Raw genomic sequence first — 20,111 nt, forward strand, 5'->3', positions numbered from 1 at the left:
TCCTCTTCTGTCGGACGGAGACGGCGGGCGGCGGCGGACGGCGGTTCCGCGGGTCCGGCCCCGGTCCAGGCCCACCCTCCCGCCCGGCGGGCCTCGTGTCATCCGCTGCTGGGCCGCCCGGGGGAACCGCCCGGCGGACCGTTGTCAGACCTTCCCCGTAAGGTCGGAGATCCAGTCGGAGATCCGTCGCGCGACGGGAACGGGGGAGGGGAGCGGCCGTGACACACACGTGGATCACCGGTGCGGCCGTCTTCCTGCCGGCCGCCCTTCCCCGCGAGGGCCGGATCGCCTTCTGGGCGCCCGACGGCGGCGAGCTGCCCGATCCGGCGGCGGTGACCGGCGCGGAGCGCGTCGGGCTGACCGTGGCCCGGCGGCACGGCGGCGGCGCCCGGGGCCGTGAGGTCCCCGCCGTCACCCTCCCCGTCGAGGCCGCCCTGCCCCGTCTGGTCGAGGCCCGCCACCACCCGGCCGCCCATCCGGCCACCGCCGGCTGGGGCGCCGCCGCCCTGCACGCCCTGCATCTGGCCGCCCGGGGCCGGCTGCTGCCGGGACTGACCGCCGACGACCTGGACGCCTGGCGGGCCGGGCCCCTGGACGCCGACGACATCGCCCATCTGCGGGCCGTCGCCGCCGCCCTGCCGGCCGAGGCGTACGCCGTGCCCGTGCCCGGCCGGGGGCCGCTGCGGCTGCCCGAGCCCGAAGCCCTGGTCCGCGCCTTCCTCGACGCCGTCGCCGACGTGCTGCCCCGTACCCCGGCCGCCGCCCACGCGGTCGGGGCGCCGTTCGCGGCCCGCGACCCCCAGCACCTGCCCCGGGCACGCGCCTGGGCCGCCGAGGCCGCGGCGGGGATGGACGCCGGGGTCCGCGTCTCCCTCCGCCTCGACCTGTCGGCCTACGAGCTCTTCGACAGCGCGGACACGGCGGACACGGCGGACGTCACGGACACCGCGACGGGCACCGCGGAGGGCACGGGCCCCGCGGACGCCACGGACACCGCGACGGGCACCGCGGAGGGCACGGGCCCCGCGGACGCCACGGACACCGGGGGAACGACGGGCGCCGCGGAAGCGGCCGGGCAGAACCCCGGCGAGCGCCACGCGGCCGCCGCGCTCCTCCAGGTCCACAGCCTCTCCGACCCCGCCCTCGTCATCGACGCCGCGGCCCTCTGGGCGGGGGAGGGCGAGCACTTCGGGCCCCGGGCCCGGGTCGACGCCGTCCTCGCCCTGCGCAGGGCCGCGCGCGTCTGGCCCCCGCTGGCCCGGCTCCTGGAGCGGGACGTGCCCGACGTCCTCGCCGTCACCGAGGACGAGCTGTACGAGCTCCTCGGCCCCGCCGCCGCACGGCTCGCCGACGCCGGGGTCGCCGTCCACTGGCCGCGCGAGCTCGTCCGCTCGCTCGGCGCCTCCGCCGTCGTCCGCCCCGCGCCCGGTTCGGCGACCGACGGCACCTCCTTCTTCGACAGCGAGGAACTGCTGCGGTTCGACTGGCAGCTCGCCCTCGACGGCGATCCGCTCACCGAGGGCGAGATGGACCTCCTGGCCGAGGCCCACCGGCCCGTCGTGCGCCTCCGCGACCAGTGGGTCGTCGTCGATCCCGGCCTGGTCCGCAAGGCCCGCAAACGGGAGCTGGGCCTGCTCGAACCGGTCGACGCCCTCGGCGCCGCCCTCACCGGCACCGTGGAGGTGGACGGCGAGACCGTCCCCGCCGTCCCCGTCGGAGCGCTCGCCGCGCTCCGGGACCGGCTCCTGGCCGGCCCCGAGGAGGTGCAGCCCCCGCCCGGGCTCACCGCCACCCTGCGCGACTACCAGCTCCGCGGACTCGCCTGGCTGGACCTGATGACCTCGCTCGGCCTCGGCGGGTGCCTCGCCGACGACATGGGCCTGGGCAAGACCGTCACCCTCATCGCCCTGCACCTGCGCCGCGCCCGCCGCGCCCCCACCCTCGTGGTCTGTCCGGCCTCCCTGCTCGGCAACTGGCAGCGCGAGGTGGGGAAGTTCGCCCCCGGCGTGCCCGTACGGCGCTTCCACGGGGCCGACCGGGACCTGGACGACGCCGGGGGCGGCTTCGTCCTCACCACCTACGGCACCCTGCGCACCAGCGCCGCCCGGCTGGCCGCGCACGAGTGGGGGATGGTCGTCGCCGACGAGGCGCAGCACGTCAAGAACCCGTTCTCCGCGACCGCCAGGGCCCTGCGCGAGATCCCCGCGCCCGCCAGGGTCGCGCTGACCGGCACCCCCGTGGAGAACAACCTCTCCGAACTCTGGGCGCTCCTCGACTGGACCACCCCCGGGCTCCTCGGTCCGCTCAAGGCCTTCCGCTCCCGGCACGCCCGGGCCGTGGAGAACCACGACGAGATCGAGCACGACGAGGCCGTGGAACGGCTCGCCCGGCTCGTGCGCCCCTTCCTGCTGCGCCGCCGCAAGTCCGACCCCGGCATCGTCCCCGAACTGCCGCCCAAGACGGAGTCCGACCACCCCGTCCCCCTCACCCGGGAGCAGGCCTCCCTCTACGAGGCGGTCGTCCGCGAGACCATGGCGCGGATCGAGGAGGCCGAGGGAATGGCCCGCCGGGGCCTCGTCATGAAGCTGCTGACCTCCCTCAAGCAGATCTGCAACCACCCCGCCCAGTACCTCGGGGAACAGACCCCGGGCGGCGCCACCCGGCTGGCGGGCCGTTCCGGGAAGCTCGCCCTGCTCGACGAACTCCTCGACACGATCCTCGCCGAGGACGGGGCCGTGCTCGTCTTCACCCAGTACGTGTCGATGGCGCGGCTCCTCGCCGAGCACCTGGCGGCGCGCGGCATCCCGGCCCAGCTCCTCCACGGCGGAACCCCCGTGGCCGAGCGGGAACGGATGGTCGACCGCTTCCAGGCCGGGGAGGTCCCCGTCTTCCTGCTCTCCCTCAAGGCGGCGGGCACCGGCCTCAACCTCACCCGGGCCGGCCACGTCGTCCACTACGACCGCTGGTGGAACCCGGCCGTCGAGGAGCAGGCCACCGACCGCGCCTACCGCATCGGGCAGACCCAGCCGGTGCAGGTCCACCGGCTCGTCGCCGAGGGCACGGTCGAGGACCGCATCGCCGAGATGCTCCGCGCGAAACGGGCCCTGGCCGATGCCGTCCTCGGCTCCGGCGAGGCCGCCCTCACCGAACTCACCGACCGTGAGCTCGCCGATCTGGTGTCCCTGAGGAGGCCCTCGTGAACCGCGCCCGCGCCGCGCGCGCGACCGCCCCCCGCCACGACGACCGCCGCCGCTCCTTCCCGCAGGTCGCCCCCCGGGAGGCCCCCGACGGCCGGTTCGCCGCCACCTGGTGGGGGAACGCCTGGGTCGACGCCCTGGAGGAAACCGCCCTCGACCCGGCCCGTCTCGCCCGCGGCAAGGCGTACGCGAGGCGCGGCCACGTCGACGCGATCACGGTCACCCCCGGCCGGGTCGTCGCCTACGTCCACGGCACCCGGCCCCGCCCGTACCGCACCGAGATCAGGATGCGGACCCTCGGCGACGACGGCTGGGAGCGGTTCCTCGACGGGGCCGCCGCGCGGCCCGACCACATCGCCGCACTCCTCGACAAGGACGTGCCGCACGCCCTGGAGGCCGTCACCGGGCTGCTGCCCGCGCCCGGCGACCTCGTCCCCGACTGCTCCTGCCCGGACGACGGCTACCCCTGCAAGCACGCCGCCGCCCTCTGCTACCAGGCCGCGCGGCTCCTCGACGAGGACCCGTTCGTCCTCTTCCTGATGCGCGGCCGGGGCGAGCAGGAACTCCTCGCCGAACTCACTCGGCGCAACGCGGTCCGGTCCGCCGCCGAGACGGGCGCCGCCGCCCCGCCGATGCCCACCGTCCCCGCCCGCGCCGCGCTCGACGCGACCGCCGGGGCGGCGCTCCCGCTGCTGCCCGCCCCCCTCCCGCCCCCGGACCGGCCCGGCCGTCCGGCCGTCTTCCCGCCCGACCCCGCCGCGCCCGACCCGCTCGCGCTCGACCTCCTCGCCACCGAGGCGGCCGCCCGCGCCCACGCGTTCCTCACGACCGGACTCGATCCGGTCGCCGTGCTCACGCCCTGGCAGGACGCGGTCCGGCTGGCCGCCGCGCACCCCGGCTCCGGCCTCACCGCCTCCACCCGCGCGCTCTACCGCGACCTCGCCCACGCGCTCGACCGCACCCCCACGGACCTCGCCCGCGCCGTCGCGGCCTGGCGGCAGGGGGGCGCCGAGGGCCTCGCGGTCCTGGAGGAGCCGTGGGACCCGCCGGCGGGGCCCTTCGACCGGGCGCGGCCCGCGCTGCTCGCCTCCGGGTTCCCCGCCCTCCGGCCCTGGCGGAACCGCCTCTCCGGCCGGTCCCTTCAGCTCCGTCTCGGCCGGGACGGCCTCTGGTACGGCTACGAGTCGGACCTCGACCGCGAGGACTGGTGGCCGCGCGGGGACCCCGACCCCGACCCGGTCGGGGCCCTCTCCGCTCTCCTGGGGCGGTGAGTCCACACTCGAACGCCCCCCACTCGTTGGAGTGAAACCCTCCGGATGTCGAATCCGGCACGTGCGTGTACCGCGTTGATTCCGGTACGGGCACTTGCCCGTGCACACCTCCGGAAGGCAGGAAGCCATGAGGCAGATTCGCCGAAGTGGTCTGGCCACACTGTTGGTCACGGGTGGAGCGCTCGCCCTCTCGGCGGGCGCCGCGCACGCCGACGCCGGCGCCCAGGGCGCCGCGGTCGGTTCGCCGGGAGTCGGTTCCGGCAACACGCTTCAGCTGCCGGTGCACGTTCCGGTCAACGTCTGCGGCAACACGGTCGACGTCGTCGGACTGCTCAACCCGGCCTTCGGCAACGGCTGCGCCAACCTCTCCACCGGTCCCGCCGGTCACGGTGCGGACGAGGACGGCGGCGGCCGCTCCCACGACCACCCCCACTCCCACAAGGACGAGCCCGCCACCCCGCGCGGCGGAGAGCAGGCCGGCGGCTCCCACGGCGGCGGCTCCTCCCACGGCGGCGGTTCCACCGCCGAGAGCCACACCCAGGGATCGCCCGGCGTGATCTCGGGGAACGGCCTCCAGCTGCCCGTCGACCTGCCCCTGAACGTCAGCGGGAACTCGGTCAACGTGGTCGGCGTCGGCAACCCGGCCTTCGGCAACACCGCGGTCAACGGTCCCTCGAAGCCGGCGCAGCCGATCGAGAAGCCGACGCCGCGCCCGCAGACCCCCGTGCGCACCCTCCCGGCCCCGCAGACGCAGACGCAGACCGCGGTGCCCGCCCCGGCCCCCGCGCCGCAGGGCGGGACGGAGCAGCCCTCGCTGGCCTCCACCGGTTCGGACGTCATCGGCTACGCCGCCCCGGCGAGCGCCGCGCTGCTCCTCGGCGGCGCCCTGCTGTACCGCCGCGCGCGCCGGGCCGGCGACCGGGGCTGAGGGACCGCCGTCCCGGCGGCCGGACCGACGCGCGGCCGGCACGGGCCGTCAGCCGCGCGCGTCTCCGCCGCCGTGGCGCCAGGACCGGAGCACCGCCTCGATGGCGGGAGCGACCCTCGCCCGGGCCAGGTGCCGGGGCACGCCCTGCGCCAGCAGGGTGTCGTACGGCGTGTCGACGTGCCGTACGGAGGCTCGTACCGCGGCGGTCACCGCGTCGCGGTCGAGCGAACGGCCGGCGGCCGTGCGCCCCACCCGTCCGCTGCCCTTCACCGAGGCGTGGGCGGCGATCTCGTCGGCCCGGTCCGCCGGGCAGGACGGGAAGAGCCGCAGGATCTCCGCCCGCAGGGCTTCGGTGACCCGGGCGTCGAGGACCGCGCGCCGCGCCGCGTCCCGGGCCCGCCGCCCGGCCCGTGCCTCCGCGTCCGCCAGGCAGGCCCGTTCGGCCCGGGCCAGCGCCTCCTCCTCGACCAGGAGGCCCCGGCGCTCGTACCGGGTACGGCGCCGGTCGTGCCGCACCACCACGGCCCAGAGGGCGCTGTTCTCACGGGCCCGCCGGGTCAGGGCCGTGTCGCCCCGGGGCAGGAAGACCAGGTGCCCGAGGCCGGCGCAGTCCAGGCAGACCGGTGAGCCGGACTCCACGGTCATCCGCTCCAGCGGCCCCCGGTGACACTCCGAGCAGCGGCGCCGCCGGAGCGGTTCCACGACGACCGGCGCGACGAGGTCCACGTCGGCCTCCGTCAGCGGACGCCGGGCGCGGCGGCGGCCACGAACAGGGCGAGTGCCTCCTTCGCCCGGTCGGAGAGCCGGACGCGCTCCTCCTCGTCCACCGCCTCGTGCATGCAGTGGGTCTCCTGGAAGGCCGCCTCGGCCAACCGCCGCGTCTCGGGGTCGTCGCACACCAGCTGGACGCGGAACAGGGCCTGCCGGGCGGCGGTGCGCTGCCGGTAGGAAGCGTGACGGGACTCCTCGGCCCGTTCCGAACCGGGCTCCCGGAACGCGCTGAACCAGCGGTCGTTCTGACTGTGCCGGTAGTCGACCACCGCGCCGGCGAAGGCGCTGTAGGTCACGATCCTCTCCTGCCGGAGCTGTTCGGTCCGGGCGAGCACGGCCGCGCGCTCGGCCGCCCGCCCCTGGAACCAGTGCGTGAAGACGGCTCCCAGCAGGGTTCCCGCCACGGCTATCAGCGCCGCATCCATGACCGGCCGCCCTCCCGTTCCCCTCGGCCTCCCGAACCCCTTGATCATGGCAGCGGAGGGGGGCGGGCGTCACCGTCCCGCCGCTATTGCCGGTATCCGCTCAGGAAGCGCCCGATGCGGCTGATCGCGGCGTCCAGGTCGTCGGCGTACGGCAGGGTCAGGATGCGGAAGTGGTCCGGGCGCGGCCAGTTGAAGCCGGTGCCCTGCACGACCTGGATCTTCTCCCGGAGCAGCAGGTCGAGGACGAACTTCTCGTCGTCGTGAATCCTGTGCACGGCCGGGTCGAGGCGCGGGAAGGCGTACAGGGCCCCCTTCGGCTTCACGCAGGAGACGCCCGGGATCTCGTTGAGCTTCTCCCAGGCGCGATCGCGCTGTTCCCGGAGCCTGCCGCCCGGGGCGGTCAGTTCGTGGATCGACTGGCGGCCGCCGAGCGCGGCCTGGATGGCGTACTGGGCGGGGGCGTTGGGGCAGAGGCGCATGGAGGCCAGCATGGTGAGGCCCTCCAGGTAGTTCCTGGCGTGCTGCTTCGGTCCGGTGACGACCAGCCAGCCGGAACGGAAGCCGGCGACCCGGTACGTCTTGGAGAGCCCGCCGAAGGTGAGGACCACCAGGTCGTCGGCGAGGGAGGCGGCCGGGTGGTGGACGGCGTCGTCGTAGACGATCCGGTCGTAGATCTCGTCGGCGAGGACCATCAGGCCGTGGCGGCGGGCCAGGTCGAGGATTCCCTCGACGATCTCCTTCGGATAGACCGCGCCGGTGGGGTTGTTGGGGTTGATGACGACGACGGCCCGGGTGCGGTCGGTGATCTTCGAGGCCATGTCGTCCAGGTCCGGGTACCAGTCGGCGGACTCGTCGCAGAGGTAGTGCACGGCCCTGCCGCCCGCGAGGGTGGTGGCGGCCGTCCAGAGCGGGAAGTCGGGGGCCGGGACCAGGACCTCGTCGCCGTCCTCCAGGAGGGCCTGCACGGCCATGGAGACCAGTTCGGAGACGCCGTTGCCGAGGAAGACGTCGTCCACGTCCACCTCCGGCAGGCCCATGGCCTGGTAGCGCTGGGCCACCGCGCGGCGGGCGGAGAGGATGCCGCGGGAATCGGTGTAGCCGTGGGCCCTGGGAAGCATCCGGATCATGTCCTGGACGATCTCCTCGGGTGCCTCGAAGCCGAAGAGCGCCGGGTTGCCCGTGTTGAGGCGCAGGACGCTGTGGCCCGCCTCCTCCAGGGCGTTGGCGTGCTCGATGACCGGGCCGCGGATCTCGTAACAGACCTCGTTCAGCTTGCTCGACTGCCGGAACTCCATGTCCGACCTCCCAGATCCCGGAATGAGTGTTGCTTGGTTTTACCAAGTTCGAGCTTGGAAAGTCCAACAACATGTCTAGACTGCGTCGCATGCCACGTCAGCCACGCCGCCGCAGCTACGACCAGCACTGCGCCGCCGCGCGCGCCCTCGACCTCGTCGGCGACCGCTGGACCCTGCTCGTCGTCCGCGAACTCCTCGCCGGACCGCGCCGCTACACCGACCTCCACGCCGACCTGCCCGGCGTCAGCACGGACGTGCTGGCCGGCCGCCTCAAGGACATGGAGGGCACCGGACTCGTCACCCGGCGCCGGCTGCCCCCGCCCGCCCCGGCCTCCGTGTACGAACTCACCCCGCGCGGCCGGGACCTGCTGCCCGTGCTGCGCGCCCTCGCCGCCTGGGGAGCGCCCGAACTGGGGGAACCGAGGCCGACCGACGCCGTGCGCGCCCACTGGTACGCCGTCCCGCTCCTCGGAACCCTCGCGGAACTGGGCCCGGGGACCGTCCAGGTCACCCTGGACGAGGGGGAGTTCCACGTACGGGTCGGGGCCGACGGTTCCGTCGCGTACGGGGACGGCGCGGCGCAGACGCCGGACGCCCGGCTGCGGACCGACGCGGCGACGTGCCGGGCGCTCGCGAACGGGGAACTGACGCTCGCCGGGGCGCTCGCGTCGGGACGCGCGGCACTCGAACGCTCCACGGAGGCCGCCGGGTGGGCCTGAGCCGGCGGGCGCGGAAGGCGGACACGTCGTCCCGCGTGCCCCTCGGCGGTCTCCCGCGACGGCTCCTCCCGGCGGCCGACGGCGAGGACCGCCGCCCCCTGCCCGGCGAAGGCGCGCGCGGTGGCCCGGCCGGTCCCGGCGGCCGACGGCGAGGACCGCCGCCCCCTGCCCGGCGAAGGCGCGCGCGGTGGCCCGGCCGGTCCCGGTGCCCGCCCCGGTGACGACGACGGCCCTGGTGGGTGTGGTGGTGTTCATGGAACCGGTGGTCGGACCCCGACACCAGGGGCAAGAGCAAGCCCTTGTTCTACGCCGGGGCCGGCGACGGGCAGGATGAGGGGGATGAGGTACGAGGCGATCACCTGGGACCGGCTGGCGGAAGCGCTCGCCGGGCACGTCGACGCGGCCGCCCCCGGCGACGGCGGCGCATGGCTCAAGGTGGGCGTCGACGGGCCGCCCGCCGCGCCCGGCGGGGAACTGGCCGCCGCGCTGGCGGGGGCGTTGCGGGCGCGCGGACGCCCCGTCCACCTGGTGGGCACGGACGGCTTCCTGCGGCCCGCCTCCCTCCGGTACGAGTACGGCAAGCGGGACCCCGACGCGTACTACGGCGGGTGGACCGACACCGGGGCCCTGTGGCGGGAGGTCTTCGGCCCTCTGGAGCCCGGCGGCACCGGCCGGGTGCTGCCCGACCTGTGGGACCCGGTCACGGACCGGGCGACCCGCAGCCCGTACGTCACGCTGCCGCCCGGCGGGGTCCTCGTCCTGCACGGCCCCTTCCTGCTCGGGCACTGGTTCCCCTTCGACCTCACCGTGCACCTGCGGCTCTCTCCGGCCGCCCTCGCCCGGCGCACCGGGGAGCCCTGGACCCTGCCCGCCTTCGCCCGGTACGCGGCGGAGGTCGATCCGGAGGGGACGGCGGACGTCGTCGTGCGCGCCGACGACCCCCGCCATCCGGCCTGGACGGGGTTCGGCCGGGAGGACGGCGGCTGACGGGACCCGGGGCTTCCGGACCGCGAGGCCTCTGGCCTCCGGAACCTCCGGTCCTCGTCCCGGATTCCCGGTCCTCGTCCCGGGCTCCGGGAGTACGCTCAGCCGTCCGTCGTCCGGGCCGGGGGTCTGCCGCCCACGACGGCGACCGCCTCCGCGCCCGCCCCGCACCCCGCCTCGGCCGCCTCCACCGGGCCGGCGCCCGCGAGCCGGGCCGCCAGGAACGCGCCGGCGAACGCGTCGCCCGCCCCCGTCGAGTCCACCGGCCGCACCGGGGGCGCCGTCACCCGCGCGGTGACCGCACCGCCCTCGGCCACCAGCGCGCCCGCCGCCCCCAGGGTGACCACGACCAGCGGGAAGCGCCGGCTCAGCTCCGCCGCCGCCTCCTCCGGCCCGGCACGCCCGGTGAGCACCCGGGCCTCGTCGGCGTTGGGCAGCAGCGTCTCGGCGCCCTCCGCGGCCGCCAGGAACCGGTCCGCGCCCAGAGCCGCCAGGAACCCCGCCGACGCCGGGTCCACGCTCACCGGGACCCCCGCCTCCCGCGCGTCCCGCAGCGCCCGCAGGACCGCCGTCCGGCTCGGCGCGGCGAAGAACAGGTACCCCGAGAGGTGCAGCCGGGCCACCCCGTCGAGCAGTTCCGGGGACCAGTCGCCGGGGGAGAGGCGCAGCGCGGCACCGCTGTCGGTCAGGAAGGTGCGCTCGGCCGAGGCGTCCACGAGCGCGACGACGGTGGCCGTCGCCGCCTCCGCGTCCGGGACGAGCAGCGGGCGTACGCCCGCCGCCCGCAGCGCCCGCTCGTGCCAGCCGGCCGCGTCCGTCCCCACCCGGCCGAGCAGCCGCACCTCGGCGTGGCCGGAACGCGCCGCCCAGCAGGCCGCGTTGGCCCCGGCCCCACCGGGAAGGGTCCGGATCTCCGCCGCGGTGTCCGTGGCGGGTGCGAGCGGGGTCCGGTACCGGGCCACGACGTCCGTGACCACGTCCCCCACGACCAGCAGCGCACCCCCGGGGCGGGTCACCGGCCGTCCGCGCCGCGCGCTCCCGCACCGTCCGTCCCCCCGGCGCCGGCCCTTCCCGGTCCGTGCCCCTCCGCGCCTCCCGCACCGTACGGCCCGGTTCCGCGTGCTTCCGGGCCTTCGACTCCCGTCTTGTACGGTCCGGTTCCGCGTGCTTCCGGGCCTTCGGCTCCTGCCTCGTACGGCCCGGTTCCGTACGCTTCCCGGCCTTCCGCTCCCGCCCCGTACGCCTTCGCGATCCTCGCCGCGAGCCGTACGTTCCCCCGTACCGCCGCCAGGTTGGCCTCCAGGGACGCCCCCTCCGTGCGGGCCGCCAGGTGGGCGAGGAGGAACGGCGTCACCGCCTGCCCGGTGATCCGCTTCTCCTTCGCCGCCGCCAGGCCCTCCGCGAGCACCCGGTCGTGCAGCGCGGGGTCCAACTGCTCGCTCTCCGGCACCGGGTTGGCCACGACGAGCGCGCCCCCGAGGCCCTCCAGGCGGTCCTGCGCGCGCATCACCTCCGCCACCTCCCGCGGAGACCGCAGGGTCCAGTCCACGGGCTCGCCCGAGGAGGAGAGGTAGAAGCCGGGGAAGTGCTCCGTGCCGTATCCGACGACCGTCACCCCCAGCGTCTCCAGGCGCTGGAGCGTCGCGGGCACGTCGAGGATCGACTTGACCCCCGCGCAGACGACGGTGACGCCGACCCGGGCGAGCAGCCGCAGATCGGCGGACTCGTCCTGCGTCACGGCCCACTCGCGGTGCACTCCGCCGAGACCGCCGGTCGCGAACACCGGTATGCCCGCCGCGTCCGCCAGCCAGGCCGTCGCCGAGACCGTCGTGGCGCCGGTCGCACCCGTCGCCAGGGCCGGGGCCAGGTCGCGGTGGCCCAGTTTCCGCACCGTCGGGTCCTCGGCGATCCGTGTCAGCGCGGCCCCGTCCAGGCCGACCCGGGCCGTGCCGTCCACCACCGCGATCGTGGCGGGGACGGCGCCCTCGTCCCGCACCAGCTGCTCCAGCTCGCGGGCCACCGCGAGGTTGCGCGGGCGCGGCAGGCCGTGGGCGACGAGCGTGGACTCCAGCGCGACGACGGGACGGCCCTCGTGGAGCGCCTCCCGTACCTCTTCGGACACGTGTGGGGACATGTTCCATTCCTTGGCGTGGCCGCCGGCCCCGCAAACCTCGGTGGCGACCTCCCGCCGCCCGGCCGGCGCGTTCCGCGGAATCCGTGCCGGAACCCTTCCCGGAGTGCCGGCGCGGCCTCCGTCCGGTGCCGGGCGGAGGCCGCCGGAGCTGGAGCGACACCCGCCGGACGCCCGGCCGGAGCGGCGGTGCGGATTCGGTCGTCCTCGCCGGTACCTGCGTCGCGGCTGGTGAGAGCCGAACCGGAGCTGTGTCTTCCGAGTGGTCCCGGTCCCGGAGGGCGCGCGGACCCCCGCTACAGTCGCCGCCCATGACGACACACGGACAGCCCTCCTTCGCCGTGCACATCCCCGACGCGGAACTCGCCCCGGAGCCCCTCGACCCCGCCGACATCCTCTCCGGCACGCCCGAGGTGACGGGCAAGGTGCTGTGGGAGTCCGCCGACGGGAAGCAGATCCGCGGCATCTGGCAGATCACGCCCGGTGTCGTCACCGACACCGAGGCCGACGAGCTGTTCGTGGTGGTCTCCGGGCGGGCGACCGTCGCCGTCGAGGGCGGCGAGACCCTGGAGATCGGTCCCGGCGACGCCTGCGTGCTGCGCGAGGGCGACCGGACCACCTGGACCGTCCACGAGACCCTGCGCAAGGCGTACCACATCAGTCTCTGAGGCCGGGCGGGGCCGCCGCGCGGAAGCCACCGGCCCCGGAGACGGCCCGCCGGAGCCCGGGGCGCGAGGGGAGTGACCGGACGCCCGCCCGGTCGGCCCCGGGGTGCGAAGGGCTGCGGTTGACGCCTCCCCGCTCGGCGTCCGGCGTCTCCCGGCCCGCGTCCGGCACCTGTCCGACCGGCGTCCGGCCTGCGTCCGGCACCTGCCCGACCGGCGTCCGGCCCCCGACCGGTCCCTCTCCGACCTGCGTCCGGTTCATGACGGAACGTATCCGAATGCGCACCGTCCGCTCGTTTCCCGGCGTGGCGAGACCTCGCCGAGAGTCTGGTAGGAAACCTTCCTGTCCGCTAGCATCCCGGACGGCGGCCTGGCGCGGCGCCCCGCCCCCGGGGAGTGACGCGCTCAGCGAGAGCTCTGACCCGGCCGCCGGGCACCACCGCCGCGTGGCACTCCGCACCGCCACCCGGACGGCCGCCCGTGCCCGCGGCACACGGCACGGACGGCCGGACGGCGCCGCGCGACACGGTCGTGGTGCTCCTCGTACCCGTGTCCAGCTCTCGTCACCCCCTCAGGTCAGGGAGCCCAGGTATGCGCCTGTACGCCTCCGTCCCACCTCGTCGCACCCCCCAACGGTCCGCCCTCGTCCTCACCGCCGTGCTGATGCTCGTCGGCGGACTCCTCCTCGTCCTCCCCGACCGGGCCGGAGCCGCCGCCGACGCGGTGATCTCCCAGGGCCGGCCGGCCACCTCGTCCTCCGTCGAGGACAGCACCTTCGGCCCGGAGAAGGCCTTCGACGGCGTCTCCACCACCCGCTGGGCCAGCGCCGAGGGTTCCGACCCCCAGTGGATCCGGGTCGACCTCGGCCCCTCGGCCACCGTCTCCCGCGTCAAACTCGTCTGGGAGGCCGCCTACGCCAAGGCCTACCGCGTCGAGATCTCCGCGGACGGCACCACCTGGACCCCCCTCGCCGCCGAGACCGCGGGCAACGGCGGCACGGACGACTGGACCGGCCTCACCGGCAACGGCCGCCACCTCCGGATCTACGGGACCGCCCGCGGCACCTCGTACGGCTACTCCCTCTACACGGTCGAGGTCTACGGCACCACCGGCACCACGACCCCGCCCGCCGGAGCCTTCACGGTCGTCGCGGCCGGTGACATCGCCGCCCAGTGCACGGCCTCCAGCAGCTCCTGCGCCCACCCCAAGACCGCCGCGCTCGCCCAGCGGATCGCACCGTCGTTCTACCTGACCATGGGCGACAGCCAGTACGACGACGCCCGGCTCTCGGACTTCCGCAACTACTACGACAAGACGTGGGGGGTCTTCAAGGCGCAGACCCGGCCCGTCCCCGGCAACCACGAGTCCTACGACCCGGCCGGCCCCTTCGCCGGCTACAAGTCGTACTTCGGCGCCATCGCCTACCCGCAGGGCAAGCCCTACTACAGCTACGACCAGGGCAACTGGCACTTCGTCGCCCTCGACTCCAACACCTTCGACGACGCCGCGCAGATCCAGTGGCTCAAGGACGACCTCGCGCGGAACACCAAGGGCTGCGTCGCCGCCTACTTCCACCACCCGCTGTACTCCTCCGGCGGACACGGCAACGACCCCGTCTCCAAGCCCGTGTGGCAGATCCTCTACGGCGCCAAGGCCGACCTGGTGCTCAACGGGCACGACCACCACTACGAGCGCTTCGCCCCGCAGGACCCCAGCGGGAAGGCCACCGCGGACGGCATCGTCGAGATCGTCGGCGGCATGGGCGGCGCGGAACCGTACGACATCGAGACGGTCCAGCCGAACAGCCAGAAGCGGATCAGCGGCCAGTACGGCGTCCTGAAGCTGGACCTCACCGACACCACCTACACCTGGCAGTACGTCGGCACCGACAACCAGGTGAAGGACTCCGGCCCGACCTACACCTGCCACTGATGTACCTCGCGACCACAGGTCGCCGCGACGCGCCGTCCCGGCCCTCCGGGGCCCGGCGGCGCGTCTCCGGCACCGTCATCGCCCTGGGCGCGGTCAGCCTGGTCACCGACGTCTCCTCGGAGATGGTGACGGCCGTCCTGCCGCTCTACCTGATCCTCGGACTCGGCCTCTCCCCCCTCCAGTTCGGCCTGCTCGACGGGCTGTCCACCGGGGCCACCGCGCTCGTTCGGCTCCTCGGCGGCGCCACCGCCGACCGGGGCGGCCGCCACAAACAGATCGCCGGACTCGGCTACGCCCTCTCCGCCTGCTCCCGGCTCGGTCTCCTCCTCGCGGGCGGCGCGGCCGGGTGGATCGCCACCTCGATCGCCGCCGACCGGCTCGGCAAGGGCGTGCGCACCGCCCCCCGGGACGCGCTCATCACCCTGAACAGCGCGCCCGAGGACCTGGGCCGCGCCTTCGGCACGCACCGCGCCATGGACACCGCCGGCGCCCTCCTGGGGCCGCTGGCCGCCATCGCCCTGCTGTGGGCGACGGCCGAGGCGTACGAGGCGGTCTTCGCCGTCAGCTTCTGCGTCGGGGCGTTCGGCGTCCTGCTGTGGGTGCTCCTCGTCCCCGGCCGGCGGAGCACACCGGGACCCGGAGGCCTCCCGGGAGCCCCGGGGGTGCCGGGTCCCCGGCGCGCGCGGAAGACACGGGACGCGCCGGGCACGCCGGCCGCCGCCCCGGCGGCGCCACGCGCGCGTGGCGGGCTCTTCGCCGCCCTCGGCTCGCCCGCGTACCGCCGGATCGTGCTCTGCGCCGGTCTCCTCGGTGCCGCCACCATCGGCGACGCCTTCCTCTACCTGCTGCTCCAGCAGCGCCTCGACCTCGACGCGACCTGGTTCCCCTTCCTGCCGCTCGGCGCCGCCGCCGTCTACCTGCTGCTCGCCGTCCCGGCCGGACGCCTCGCCGACCGCCTCGGGCGCCGCGGACCGCTCCTGTACGGCCACGGGGCCCTGCTCCTGGCCTACGGACTGCTCCTGGCCCCCGTACCCGACACGGTGGCCCTGGCCGGGGTCCTCGGACTGCTCGGGATCTTCTACGCCGCCACCGACGGCGTCCTGATGGCCCTCACCGGGCCGTTCCTCACCGAGGGCCGGCAGGCCGGCGGCCTCGCCCTCGTCCAGACCGTGCAGGCCCTCGCCCGCGTCGGCGCCGCCGTCGCGTTCGGCGCCGTGTGGACGGCGAGCGGACAGGAGACGGCGCTCGTGGCGGCGCTCGTCGCCCTCGCGGCCGCCCTGTGCTGCGCCGCCCGCCTGCTGCCCGGCCCCCAGGCCGCCCCCACGCCCTCCGGAAGGACCGACCCATGAGCGCCCCGACCGACGGCCGCCCGTCCACGCGCGCGCGTGTGTGGATCATCGTGCTCGCCCTCGTCCTGCTCGGCGGCGGAGCCACCGCCTACACGCTGCGGGCCGCCTCCGGCCGGGCCGGGGCCACCGGGGCCGCCGACCCCGGCTTCGTCCTCACCGGCGGCGCCGGAGCGCTCTACGCCCGGGACACCGCGACCGGGCGCGTCGCGCGCGTGACCCCGTCCGCGCCCGGCGGCCGGGTGGCCGGCGGCCCGTCCTGCGACCGCTTCCACGCGGCCGGGCCCACCGCCCTCTGTCTCCAGCGGCGGCCGGGCGTACCGGCCCGCTCGTACGTCATCGTCCTCGACCGGCAGCTGCGCGAGATCCGCCGCATCGCGCTGCCCGGCATCCCCAGCAGGGCCCGCGTCTCCGCCTCGGGGAACATGCTCTCCTGGACCATGTTCGCGACCGGCGACTCGTACGCCCGCTCGTCGTTCTCCACCCGCACCTCGATCCTCGACCTGCGCACCGGCTACCTGGTGAAGAACATGGAGCTGATCCCGCTGACCCTCGGAGGACGCCGCCACCACGCCCCCGACGTCAACTACTGGGGCGTCAGCTTCGCCGCCGACGACAACCGCTTCTACGCCACCGTCTCCACGGGCGGCCGCACCCACCTCGTCGAGGGGGACATGAGGAACTGGTCGGCCAAGGCCCTGCGGGAGAACGTCGAATGCCCCTCGCTCTCCCCGGACGGAACCCGGCTCGCCTTCAAGAAGCGGGTCTCCGCCGGGACGGACGACCCGTGGCGGCTGTACGTGTACGACCTGCGCACCGGTCGCGAGCACGCCGTCGCCGAGCGGCGCGGCATCGACGACCAGGCGCTCTGGACGGACCCGCGGACCCTCGCGTACGGGTACGGGGGAGCGGTCTGGTCCGTGCCCGCCGACGGCACGGGCGCCCCGCGGCAGCTGATCGCCGGAGCCTCCTCCCCGGCGGCACCGCGCTGACGGGGGGAGGCGGCGGCCTCAGGCCTTCCGGAGGGTCCCCCGCAGGGCCAGCGCCGCCACCGGCAGCAGCAGGCACGCGGTGATCGCGTTCAGCGGCCCGTAGCCCGCCTGCGAGACGATCAGGCCGGCCGCCAGCCCGCCCACCCCGGCGGCCGTGTTCATGACGAAGTCGGAGAGGCCCTGGGCGGCGGCCCGCGCGGCCTGCGGCACCGAGTCCGTGAGGAGGGCCGAACCGGACACCAGCCCCGCCGACCAGCCCAGGCCCAGGACGAAGAGGCCCAGGGCGATCCGGCCGCGGCTCGGTCCCGCCGTGCCCGCGATCAGTGCCGCCGTCCCGATGAGCCCGACCGCGAGCCCGATCACCGACAGCCGGCCCAGCCGGTCGGAGAGCCGGCCCATCAGCGGGGAGAAGGCGTACATGCCCGCGATGTGCCCGCTGATGACGAGCCCGATCAGCCGTATGTCCGCGCCGTGGTGGGTGAGCGCCACCGGCGTCATCGACATGATCGACACCATGGCGGTGTGCGAGCCCGCGACGGTGACCAGGGCGAGGCGGGCCCGCGGGGACTCGCGCACCGCCCGCATCCCGTCCCGCAGGGAACGGCCCTCCGCCGTCCCGCCCGGCTCCGCGTCGGCCAGCGCGCGGGCGGTGAGGAGCGGATCGGGGCGCAGCGCCAGGGCCACCACGACCGCCGCGACCACGAAGACGCCGACTGCCCAGACGAAGGGACCCGCCGCGGTCGGTACGCCCAGGCCCGCGACGCTCCTGCCGGCGGGCGCGGCGATGTTCGGGCCGAGCACCGCCCCCACGGTGGTCGCCCACACCACCGTGGAGATGGCACGGGCCCGGTGGTCGGGCTCGGCCAGGTCGGCGGCGGCGAACCGGGCCGCCAGGTTGGCCGAGGACCCCGCGCCGAAGCCCACGAGACCGGCGAGCAGCAGGACGAAGCTGCCGGTGACCGCGCCGAGCACCACGACCCCGGCGCCCACCGCCCCCAGCAGGTACGCGAGGACGAGTCCCGCCCGGCGTCCCCGCGCGCTCATCAGGCTCGCCAGCGGCATGGCGAGGAGCGCGGGACCGGCCACCGTCGCCGTCGACGCCAGGCCGGCCAGCGCCTCGGTGCCACCGACCTCCGTGGCCAGGACGGCGGCGAGCGCGACCCCGATGGCGATGCCGAGACCCCCGAGGATCTGGGTGGCGACCAGGACGGCCTGGACGCGCCGGCGCAGTGCGGGCAGTCCGGCGGCCGTGACGGGGGCCGAGACGGGAGCGGAGACGGATGCGCGGCCGGACGAGACGGCACCGGGGGCGCCGGGGGAGTCAGGGGCGTCAGGGGTCTGGATCACTTACGTGAGTGTGCCAGCGGTCCCACCCGATGGGAACGCCCGTGTGGCCCCGCCCGCCGGTCGGCGGCGCCGCCTGCGGGGCGTGTCCCCCTCGGCCCTCCGGCGCGACGCCTCCTCCCTCGTCCCGGGACCCGGAAACCCCGGGACCCGGAGTCCCGGACACCGCACACCGCTCCGTTCCGTGGCCCGGCCCTCAGAACAACGGCGCCGGCAGCACCCCCTCCAGCTCCAGCAGCCGCCGCTTCGTCTCCGCACCGCCCCCGAAACCGCCGAGCCCGCCCCCGCTCTCCACCACCCGGTGGCACGGCACCACCACCGGCAGCGGGTTGGAGCCCATCGCCGTCCCCACCGCCTGCGCCGCGCCCGGCCGCCCCACGCGCCTCGCCAGCTCCCCGTACCCGACGACCGCGCCGTACGGGACGCCGGACGCCAGCTCGCGCAGCACCCGCCGGTTGAACCCGGCCGTCAGGCTCCAGTCCAGGGGCAGGTCCGGCAGCGCGGCCGGATCGCCCGCGAAGTACCGGTCGAGCCGGCGCACCGCCTCCGCGAGCAGCCCCGAGGCGCGCTCCACCGGCCGTGCGCCGAACCGCCCCGCCAGCCGGTCGAGCATCCGCTCCCGCTGTGCCGCGTCGGCGTGGAAACCGACCCGCACGAGCCCCCGCCCGGTCGCGGCGAGGAAGAGCGGCCCGACGGCGCTCCGGACGACCGTCCACTCCACCGGGACGGCCCGCTCCCCGTCCGCCGGCTCCTCGTCGACCAACCCCCTGTCCGCCGGCCCCCCGTCCGCCGGTCCGCCTGCCGGAGCCGTCCCCGGCACCGCTTCGATGTCCATGCCGCCCACGGTACGACCCGCCACCGACAGCCCGGTCCGGAACGGCCCGCAGGGACGCGGACGCGCCACGGACGCCTCCGGGCCGCCCCCGGGAGCGTCCGGCCGTCCGGGAGCCGGCGAGCCGGTCCCGCTCCGGTCCCGCGCAAGGAAATTCCCCGGTCACATGGTCGCCGGGCTCCCCGCGCGCCATAATCACGGCCCGGTAGTACTAGCCGACGGCACCGACTGTTTTCGGACGACTTTCGGGCGGCGTCGCACCAGGGGTGGAGGGCACACGCTCATGCAGGGCACGGTCGACGGATTCAGCCACGGGCTCGTCACACCGGTGGCCGCCTTTCTCATGGCCTGCCTGGGCGGCGCCCTCGGCCTGAGGTGCACCGCCAGATCCCTCCGCCGCCGCGACGCCTTCAGGGCGGGCTGGCTCGTCCTCGGCGCCATCTCGACGGGCACCGGCATCTGGACCATGCACTTCATCGCCATGACGGGCTTCTCGGTCCGGCAGGCACCGGTCGGCTACGACCGCACCCTCGCGTTCGCCAGCCTGGGCGTCGCCGTCCTCATGGTCGGCATCGGCATCCACATCGTCGGGCACCGGGGCGCGACCGTCCTCTCCCTGGTCACCGGTGGCACCATCACCGGCCTCGGCATCGCCACCATGCACTACCTCGGCATGGCCGGAATGCGCATCCCCGGCCGGGTCGAGTACGACACGGCGACCGTCGCCCTCTCCGTGGTCATCGCCGTCCTGGCCGCCACCGGTGCCCTCTGGGCGGCCGTCTCCGCGCACGGCTTCCTGGCGGGCCTCGGCGCGAGCCTGGTGATGGGCGGAGCCGTCACCGGCATGCACTACACCGCCATGGCCGCCGTCACCGTCCACCTGCACGGTGCCGGGAGCCCCGTGGCCGCCGCCACCGGCACCGACGCCTCGTCCCTCCTGCCGATGCTGATCGGTCCGGCGGTCTTCCTGGTCCTCGCCGCCGTCGTCGTCATGTTCGACCCGCTGCTCGTGACGGGCGGCCCCGAGGGGCGCCCGGCCCGGGCCGTGCACCGTCCCGGCGTGCCCGCCCCGCGCCACGTGCCGACCCACTACGGCGACCCCGCCGGCTGGACGGCCGGTCCCCGGGAACGCCGCCCCGGGCGCCGCGCCTCCGTCCGCACCGCGCGCAGGGCCGCGGCCCGGGCCGGGCACCGCTCCCAGGACTGGTGACGGGGCGCCCGGCGACCGGGCGGGGGGCCGGTCACCGCCCGAGTGTCGGTGCCGGGTCGTACGGTGGTT

At 75.9% G+C, this 20,111-nt stretch carries 16 protein-coding genes and 1 pseudogene; 10 read left to right on the forward strand and 7 right to left on the reverse strand.

The window, feature by feature from the left end; translation table 11 throughout:
- Positions 1-218 precede the first annotated feature (218 nt).
- From ACZ3IL_RS21310 to ACZ3IL_RS21320, 3 genes are all read left to right on the forward strand, one after another.
- The gene (locus ACZ3IL_RS21310) at positions 219-3,200 is read left to right on the forward strand and encodes a DEAD/DEAH box helicase (RefSeq protein ID WP_467392211.1); all 2,982 of its coding nucleotides are present in this window, start codon (positions 219-221) and stop codon (positions 3,198-3,200) included.
- On the forward strand, positions 3,197-4,468 hold the full coding sequence (locus ACZ3IL_RS21315; protein ID WP_467392213.1) for an SWIM zinc finger family protein: 1,272 nt from the start codon (positions 3,197-3,199) through the stop codon (positions 4,466-4,468). Before ACZ3IL_RS21310 ends, ACZ3IL_RS21315 begins: the two co-directional genes overlap by 4 nt.
- 127 nt (positions 4,469-4,595) lie before the next feature.
- The gene (locus ACZ3IL_RS21320) at positions 4,596-5,396 is read left to right on the forward strand and encodes a chaplin (protein ID WP_467392215.1); all 801 of its coding nucleotides are present in this window, start codon (positions 4,596-4,598) and stop codon (positions 5,394-5,396) included.
- Between the two features lie 48 nt (positions 5,397-5,444).
- On the opposite strand, the gene ACZ3IL_RS21325 is transcribed toward ACZ3IL_RS21320, so the two are convergent.
- The 3 genes from ACZ3IL_RS21325 to ACZ3IL_RS21335 form a co-directional block, all read right to left on the reverse strand.
- Complete coding sequence (locus tag ACZ3IL_RS21325) at positions 5,445-6,122, reverse strand: DUF2293 domain-containing protein (RefSeq protein ID WP_467392217.1); 678 nt, start codon at positions 6,120-6,122, stop codon at positions 5,445-5,447.
- A gap of 11 nt (positions 6,123-6,133) precedes the next feature.
- Positions 6,134-6,592, reverse strand: a complete 459-nt coding sequence (locus ACZ3IL_RS21330) for a hypothetical protein (RefSeq protein ID WP_467392219.1) — start codon at positions 6,590-6,592, stop codon at positions 6,134-6,136.
- A gap of 83 nt (positions 6,593-6,675) precedes the next feature.
- Positions 6,676-7,887 carry a pyridoxal phosphate-dependent aminotransferase gene (locus ACZ3IL_RS21335; protein ID WP_467392221.1) on the reverse strand — a complete coding sequence of 404 codons (1,212 nt, stop codon included), beginning with the start codon at positions 7,885-7,887 and terminating at the stop codon, positions 6,676-6,678.
- 89 nt (positions 7,888-7,976) lie between these two features.
- Here ACZ3IL_RS21335 and ACZ3IL_RS21340 point away from each other — a divergent pair, with 89 nt between their 5' ends.
- Positions 7,977-8,606: a winged helix-turn-helix transcriptional regulator gene (locus ACZ3IL_RS21340; protein ID WP_467392223.1), complete on the forward strand. Its 630-nt coding sequence runs from the start codon at positions 7,977-7,979 to the stop codon at positions 8,604-8,606.
- A 339-nt stretch (positions 8,607-8,945) separates the two neighbouring features.
- Complete coding sequence (locus ACZ3IL_RS21345) at positions 8,946-9,593, forward strand: nucleoside/nucleotide kinase family protein (protein WP_467392225.1); 648 nt, start codon at positions 8,946-8,948, stop codon at positions 9,591-9,593.
- 98 nt (positions 9,594-9,691) lie between these two features.
- Here the strand turns inward: ACZ3IL_RS21345 and ACZ3IL_RS21350 are convergent, their stop codons facing one another.
- Both ACZ3IL_RS21350 and ACZ3IL_RS21355 read right to left on the reverse strand, forming a co-directional pair.
- Positions 9,692-10,606: a carbohydrate kinase family protein gene (locus ACZ3IL_RS21350; protein WP_467392227.1), complete on the reverse strand. Its 915-nt coding sequence runs from the start codon at positions 10,604-10,606 to the stop codon at positions 9,692-9,694.
- A 221-nt stretch (positions 10,607-10,827) separates the two neighbouring features.
- A pseudogene (locus ACZ3IL_RS21355) lies at positions 10,828-11,724 on the reverse strand (pseudouridine-5'-phosphate glycosidase); the annotation flags it as partial.
- 308 nt (positions 11,725-12,032) lie between these two features.
- On the opposite strand from ACZ3IL_RS21355, the gene ACZ3IL_RS21360 reads away from it, so the two are divergent.
- From ACZ3IL_RS21360 to ACZ3IL_RS21375, 4 genes are all read left to right on the forward strand, one after another.
- Positions 12,033-12,389, forward strand: a complete 357-nt coding sequence (locus ACZ3IL_RS21360; protein WP_467392229.1) for a cupin domain-containing protein — start codon at positions 12,033-12,035, stop codon at positions 12,387-12,389.
- 588 nt (positions 12,390-12,977) lie between these two features.
- Positions 12,978-14,318 (forward strand): discoidin domain-containing protein, encoded by a 1,341-nt coding sequence (locus tag ACZ3IL_RS21365; protein ID WP_467392231.1) that lies wholly within the window; start codon positions 12,978-12,980, stop codon positions 14,316-14,318.
- Entirely contained in the window at positions 14,318-15,667 is a 1,350-nt protein-coding gene (locus ACZ3IL_RS21370) for an MFS transporter (protein WP_467392233.1), read from the forward strand. Before ACZ3IL_RS21365 ends, ACZ3IL_RS21370 begins: the two co-directional genes overlap by 1 nt.
- Positions 15,664-16,656: a TolB family protein gene (locus ACZ3IL_RS21375; protein ID WP_467392235.1), complete on the forward strand. Its 993-nt coding sequence runs from the start codon at positions 15,664-15,666 to the stop codon at positions 16,654-16,656. The genes ACZ3IL_RS21370 and ACZ3IL_RS21375 overlap by 4 nt, the downstream gene beginning before the upstream one ends.
- A gap of 18 nt (positions 16,657-16,674) precedes the next feature.
- On the opposite strand, the gene ACZ3IL_RS21380 is transcribed toward ACZ3IL_RS21375, so the two are convergent.
- Both ACZ3IL_RS21380 and ACZ3IL_RS21385 read right to left on the reverse strand, forming a co-directional pair.
- Positions 16,675-18,003 (reverse strand): MFS transporter, encoded by a 1,329-nt coding sequence (locus ACZ3IL_RS21380; protein ID WP_467392237.1) that lies wholly within the window; start codon positions 18,001-18,003, stop codon positions 16,675-16,677.
- Between the two features lie 193 nt (positions 18,004-18,196).
- Entirely contained in the window at positions 18,197-18,835 is a 639-nt protein-coding gene (locus ACZ3IL_RS21385; RefSeq protein WP_467392238.1) for a methylated-DNA--[protein]-cysteine S-methyltransferase, read from the reverse strand.
- Positions 18,836-19,115: 280 nt separating this feature from the next.
- On the opposite strand from ACZ3IL_RS21385, the gene ACZ3IL_RS21390 reads away from it, so the two are divergent.
- Positions 19,116-20,042, forward strand: a complete 927-nt coding sequence (locus tag ACZ3IL_RS21390; RefSeq protein ID WP_467392241.1) for an MHYT domain-containing protein — start codon at positions 19,116-19,118, stop codon at positions 20,040-20,042.
- Positions 20,043-20,111 lie beyond the last annotated feature (69 nt).

The organism is Streptomyces sp. NPDC014907 (genome assembly GCF_055562975.1).

Excerpts from the sequence above, each read along its gene's own strand:
- ACZ3IL_RS21320 (WP_467392215.1), top strand. The coding sequence starts at position 4,596 with ATGAGGCAGATTCGCCGAAGTGGTCTGGCCACACTGTTGGTCACGGGT.
- ACZ3IL_RS21345 (WP_467392225.1), top strand. The coding sequence starts at position 8,946 with ATGAGGTACGAGGCGATCACCTGGGACCGGCTGGCGGAAGCGCTCGCC.
- ACZ3IL_RS21330 (WP_467392219.1), bottom strand. The coding sequence starts at position 6,592 with ATGGATGCGGCGCTGATAGCCGTGGCGGGAACCCTGCTGGGAGCCGTC.
- ACZ3IL_RS21375 (WP_467392235.1), top strand. The coding sequence starts at position 15,664 with ATGAGCGCCCCGACCGACGGCCGCCCGTCCACGCGCGCGCGTGTGTGG.
- ACZ3IL_RS21370 (WP_467392233.1), top strand. The coding sequence starts at position 14,318 with ATGTACCTCGCGACCACAGGTCGCCGCGACGCGCCGTCCCGGCCCTCC.
- ACZ3IL_RS21335 (WP_467392221.1), bottom strand. The coding sequence starts at position 7,887 with ATGGAGTTCCGGCAGTCGAGCAAGCTGAACGAGGTCTGTTACGAGATC.
- ACZ3IL_RS21385 (WP_467392238.1), bottom strand. The coding sequence starts at position 18,835 with ATGGACATCGAAGCGGTGCCGGGGACGGCTCCGGCAGGCGGACCGGCG.
- ACZ3IL_RS21365 (WP_467392231.1), top strand. The coding sequence starts at position 12,978 with ATGCGCCTGTACGCCTCCGTCCCACCTCGTCGCACCCCCCAACGGTCC.
- ACZ3IL_RS21340 (WP_467392223.1), top strand. The coding sequence starts at position 7,977 with ATGCCACGTCAGCCACGCCGCCGCAGCTACGACCAGCACTGCGCCGCC.
- ACZ3IL_RS21390 (WP_467392241.1), top strand. The coding sequence starts at position 19,116 with ATGCAGGGCACGGTCGACGGATTCAGCCACGGGCTCGTCACACCGGTG.
- ACZ3IL_RS21360 (WP_467392229.1), top strand. The coding sequence starts at position 12,033 with ATGACGACACACGGACAGCCCTCCTTCGCCGTGCACATCCCCGACGCG.